This is a genomic window from Winogradskyella endarachnes, assembly GCF_009741275.1.
Lineage (GTDB): Bacteria > Bacteroidota > Bacteroidia > Flavobacteriales > Flavobacteriaceae > Winogradskyella > Winogradskyella endarachnes.
Window position 1 is genome coordinate 1 of sequence record NZ_WOWS01000042.1, and the last position, 215, is coordinate 215.

The 215-nt window shown below is 26.5% G+C and carries 1 protein-coding gene; it reads right to left on the reverse strand.

Annotation, left to right across the window (positions count from 1 at the left end; translation table 11 throughout):
• The coding region (locus GN138_RS16095; RefSeq protein WP_197429370.1) for a hypothetical protein at positions 1-215 on the reverse strand (215 nt) is incomplete at both ends.

A 215-nucleotide genomic window follows, 5' to 3' on the forward strand; every position in this document is an offset into this window, starting at 1 on the left:
TTATATTGAATAATCTACTAGACATTAAATCTCTATTGTTTATATAATCAATAAAACTTAACTCATCAACCAAAGAAGTATCCACTGACTGTACGTACTCATCATATTCTATAAACAAATCGTTTTGTGATTCTGGACCAGCTTCTAACTCAAAACTCACCAATGTTTTTGCATCAGAAGTATCTATTTTAAAAATATTAGATAATTCAATATAA